The 3712-nt window shown below is 69.9% G+C and carries 5 protein-coding genes and 2 pseudogenes; 3 read left to right on the top strand and 4 right to left on the bottom strand.

Annotated features, from left to right (window positions below; all coding sequences use genetic code 11):
• Positions 1–38: 38 nt before the first annotated feature.
• The 4 genes and pseudogenes from ACWDX9_RS61025 to ACWDX9_RS61040 all read right to left on the bottom strand — a co-directional run.
• Positions 39–539, bottom strand: a complete 501-nt coding sequence (locus ACWDX9_RS61025) for a hypothetical protein (RefSeq protein WP_449973066.1) — start codon at positions 537–539, stop codon at positions 39–41.
• 117 nt (positions 540–656) lie between these two features.
• Positions 657–1040 (bottom strand): nuclear transport factor 2 family protein, encoded by a 384-nt coding sequence (locus tag ACWDX9_RS61030; protein WP_449973067.1) that lies wholly within the window; start codon positions 1038–1040, stop codon positions 657–659.
• Positions 1041–1061: 21 nt separating this feature from the next.
• Positions 1062–1589 (bottom strand): PLP-dependent transferase, encoded by a 528-nt coding sequence (locus ACWDX9_RS61035; protein ID WP_449973068.1) that lies wholly within the window; start codon positions 1587–1589, stop codon positions 1062–1064.
• Positions 1586–1825, bottom strand: a pseudogene (locus tag ACWDX9_RS61040) (PLP-dependent transferase); the annotation flags it as partial. The pseudogene ACWDX9_RS61040 and the gene ACWDX9_RS61035, both read right to left, overlap by 4 nt.
• A 342-nt stretch (positions 1826–2167) precedes the next feature.
• Between ACWDX9_RS61040 and ACWDX9_RS61045 the strand changes: the two are divergent.
• From ACWDX9_RS61045 to ACWDX9_RS61055, 3 genes and pseudogenes are all read left to right on the top strand, one after another.
• Positions 2168–2404: a helix-turn-helix domain-containing protein gene (locus ACWDX9_RS61045; protein ID WP_449973070.1), complete on the top strand. Its 237-nt coding sequence runs from the start codon at positions 2168–2170 to the stop codon at positions 2402–2404.
• Positions 2405–2435: 31 nt separating this feature from the next.
• A complete protein-coding gene (locus tag ACWDX9_RS61050; RefSeq protein WP_449973069.1) occupies positions 2436–3032 on the top strand; it encodes an NAD(P)-dependent oxidoreductase in 597 nt (198 codons plus the stop codon).
• Between the two features lie 35 nt (positions 3033–3067).
• Positions 3068–3712, top strand: a pseudogene (locus ACWDX9_RS61055) (hypothetical protein); the annotation flags it as partial.

Below are 3712 nucleotides of genomic sequence, written 5' to 3' on the forward strand. Positions count from 1 at the left end.
CCCGAGTGGATGGTGAAGAAATATCCCGACATTACGGACTACCGAAACCTCAATAAGTACGTGCACCTGCCGCGCTGCGCCGGATCCCCCGACCAGCCGGGACCGCCGTCCAGCGGCCGCGCCGCCCGCGCCACCCGGTCCAGCGCCGCCCCGGCCGCCTCCTCGGCCATGCCGTCGCCCAGCACCCACCCGGCCTCGCACAAGGCGACCGCGATCCCGCCCAGCCCGTGGTGGAACGTCACGTCGCCGACCCCGGGCCCGGCTTCGACCAGGTAGCGCACGCCCGCCCGGGCGTCCTCCAGGTACTCCTCCCGCCCGGTCGCGGCGGCCAGCTCCAGGAAGAACAGCACGATGCCGGCCGCGCCGCCGTACAGGGAGGCGGGCTCAGGCGTCAGCGCGGAGCGGCCCCGCGGGTCGGGGTTGGCCACCCAGTGCCGCGCCCGCGCGTCACCCGCGGCCGCCGTCCTGATCCACCGCGCGGCCCCGATCGCGGCACGCAGCGGGGCTCCGGCGGACGCGCGGGTCGGATCCAGGCTCATGACGCACCCGAGGGCTCTTCCCGATCAGTGAACGACCTCAATTCTCCCCCATCCCACCCCGCCCGCCAATCGGCGGCCGAACCCCTCGATCGGTGTACCGGTTCTTGTGGTACCCCATCACCACGCCTGGCCGATGTCGCCGTGAACCCTGCGGTAGGCGTCCTTGACCCGGATCCGGTCTCCGTCGAACTCGAACAGGTCGCAGCCGTCCACCCGGTGCACCCGCCCCTCCTCGTCCGTACGCGTGCAGGACCACTGCCCGGCCCCGCGATCGCCCGCGACGAACGCGATGCCGTCGTGGGACTCGAAGCCCGCGTCGTAGGCGAGCATCAACTCGAAGCCTCGACGCACCTCGGCGCGTCCCCGGAACGTCATGCCGGGCTCGGGCCCGACGGAGGCCCGGAAGACGCAGTCGTCGGTCATGAACTCCATGAGCCGGTCGAGGTCCTTGTCCCGCCACGCCGCGCCGAACTCCGCCAGGCGCTCCACGGTCATCGCCATGCCTGCGATCCCGCCTTCCCGCTAGGTGGTAGATATCGCCGACAATGCCCGCTCCAGGTCGGCGCACAGATCTCGGGGGTCCTCCAGGCCGTTCGACAGGCGGAAGAATCCGTCGCCGGCCCATTGGCGATAACGCCGCAGGTGCTCCTCGTCGAGTTTGAAGGTCGTGCGCTGAAGGTCCGCCGTGCGCGCCTCCAGGATGAGGCTCCGCGACAGCCCCAGCGACGCCGCGAAGTAGATGACCCGCAGCCGGTCCTTCAGACCTCTGCCGAATCGCTCGTGGTCCGTGACGGTGAACGCGATCATGCCTGACGGGCTGTCCATCTGCCGCTCGGCCAGGGCGTGCTGCGGGTGGGACGGCAATCCGGGATAGCGGACCGAGACGACTTCGGGGTGGTCCTGCAGAAACCGCGCGACCCGCGTGGCTCCGCGCGCGTACGCGGCCATCCGGATGGGCAGGGTTTCCAGTCCGCGCAGGATCAGCCAGCAGTTGAAGGCGCTGAGGGTGCCGCCGAGGTGGACCCCGACCTCGTGTCGCAACCGGTTCATCGGTTCCGCCCGGCCGAGTACGGCTCCCCCAGCGCGTCACCGTGCCCGCCCATGTACTTGGTCAGGGAGTAGACGACGTAGTCGGCTCCGAATTGCAGCGGCCGGGTCACCGCCGGTGTGGAGAAGGTGCCGTCGACGCACAACTCCGCGCCGTGCCGGTGCGCCACCTCCGCGAGCGCCTGGATGTCCACCAGCTTGAGGGTCGGATTGCACGGCGTCTCGGCGTAGACCAGGCGGGTGTTCGGCCGCCGCCACCGACCCGCCGATGACGATCAGGTCGCCGAGGTTGAACCCGGTCCCGAGCCGGCCGCCGTCGAGGGCGATGACGCCGGCGAGCGCTTCCCAGCAGCGCGAATCGCGGCTGATCGCCTCGCGAGCCGCGGCGCCGGCCACGTGCGAGCGACGCCTCCGTCCGGGACAACCTGACCCTGTTCGGCGCGCGACCCGCCGGCGACCCGACGGGATCGACACGTTGGCCGCCGGCGCGCCCATGCGATCGCTCGTGAACTGGTCCCGTTCCTGCGCCGGCCCGGCAACCAGTCGCCGTTCGGCAGCGAACTGGCCATCCCGCCCGCCGCCTGGTCGAACGTGTCCGCGTCGAGGCCGCACAGCGGGCGCTCGTCGAACGCGACGACCCCGTCGAGGCCATCGCCCGGCACCGCGGCTTCGGCACCGCCGAAACCCTCCGCCGCACGTTCCACCGGCTGGTCGGCATCGCGCCTTCCGACTATCGCGACCGCTTCAGAACCGCGCTCCGAGCACCCGCTCACTGCCGATCCCACCGAGCCGCCCGCCTCTACGGCTCTCTGCTATAGTGCAAACTGCAATATAGAGAGGAGCAATAAGATGAAACTCTTAGTGATCGGCGCGGCCGGTCGCACCGGCAAGCACGTCCTGGCGCAGGGCATCGAGCGCGGGCACGAGATCACGGCCTTCGCCCGCCGTCCGGACTCGTTGCCCGATCTTGCGGGGCTGACCGGCGTACACCAGGGCGACGCCCACGACCTCGACACCGTGCGCACGGCCGTACAGGGCCAGGACGCGGTGATCGCCGCCGTCGGCGGGAGTCGCATCGCGAGCAACCTCATCACGGCCATGCGGGAGCGCGGCGTGTCGCGGCTGGTGATGACCAGCAGCCGCTCGGTGCCCGCCACCCGTCCTCGCCTCGCGGTCACCCTGGCCTGGCTGTTCTTCCGCGAGGCGTACGTGGACCTCGCGCGGGCCGAGGGCATGCTGCAGGTCAGCGGCCTGGACTGGAGCATCGCACGCGCCACCATGCTCAACGACAAGCCGCCGTCCGGGCGGGTGCACATCGACTTCGAGGCCAACGCGACCGGTGGCGCGATGCGGCTGTCCCGCGCCGACTATGCGATGGCGCTGCTCGACACCGTCGAAAACGCCGATCTCATCGGCAGGGCGCTGGGGATCTGCGGACCTCGTTAGCAGCCGCCCCAGCTGAGGAAGCAGAAAGGTCATCCATGAAACACGGCATCAACTACGACACCGGATTCCTGCCTGGAGAGCAGCTGTCGCGTAAGACGTTCGACGTGGAGGCCGTCAGGCGCGACATGCGCACGATAGCCGATGATTTACATTGCTCCGTGGTCCGCGTCTCAGGCAGGGATCCTGAGCGGCTGAGCGTGGCCGCCGAGGAAGCGGCCGCGGCCGGTCTGGAGGTGTGGTTCTCGCCGTTCCCGGTTGACCTCACCCCCGAGGAGACCATGGACTGTCTGATCGAGTGTGCGGAGCGGGCCGAGGCGCTGCGCGGGAACGGCGCCGAGGTGATCTTCGTGGCCGGGTGCGAGATGAGCGCGTACTGCGGCGGTTACCTGCCCGGTGACACCTTCCTCGATCGATTCGAAGCCATGCGGGGCGGGCCGGAATTCTGGGCGTCTCTTGGTCCGATCATGCAGCGGCTCAACGGCCGGCTGGGCGAGGTGGCCGAGGCCGTCCGGAAACGATTCGGGGGCCGCGTCACCTACGCGTCCGGGCAATGGGAGCTCGTCGACTGGTCCCCGTTCGACCTGGTCAGTGACGTGATCTCAGCGAATTCCCGGCAGGTAATTGTGCTCGAAGTGGGTGAGGACAAGTGCTGCGCGGGCGATGTCGCCGATTCGGCTGGG

It is taken from the genome of Nonomuraea sp. NPDC003201, from assembly GCF_053590415.1.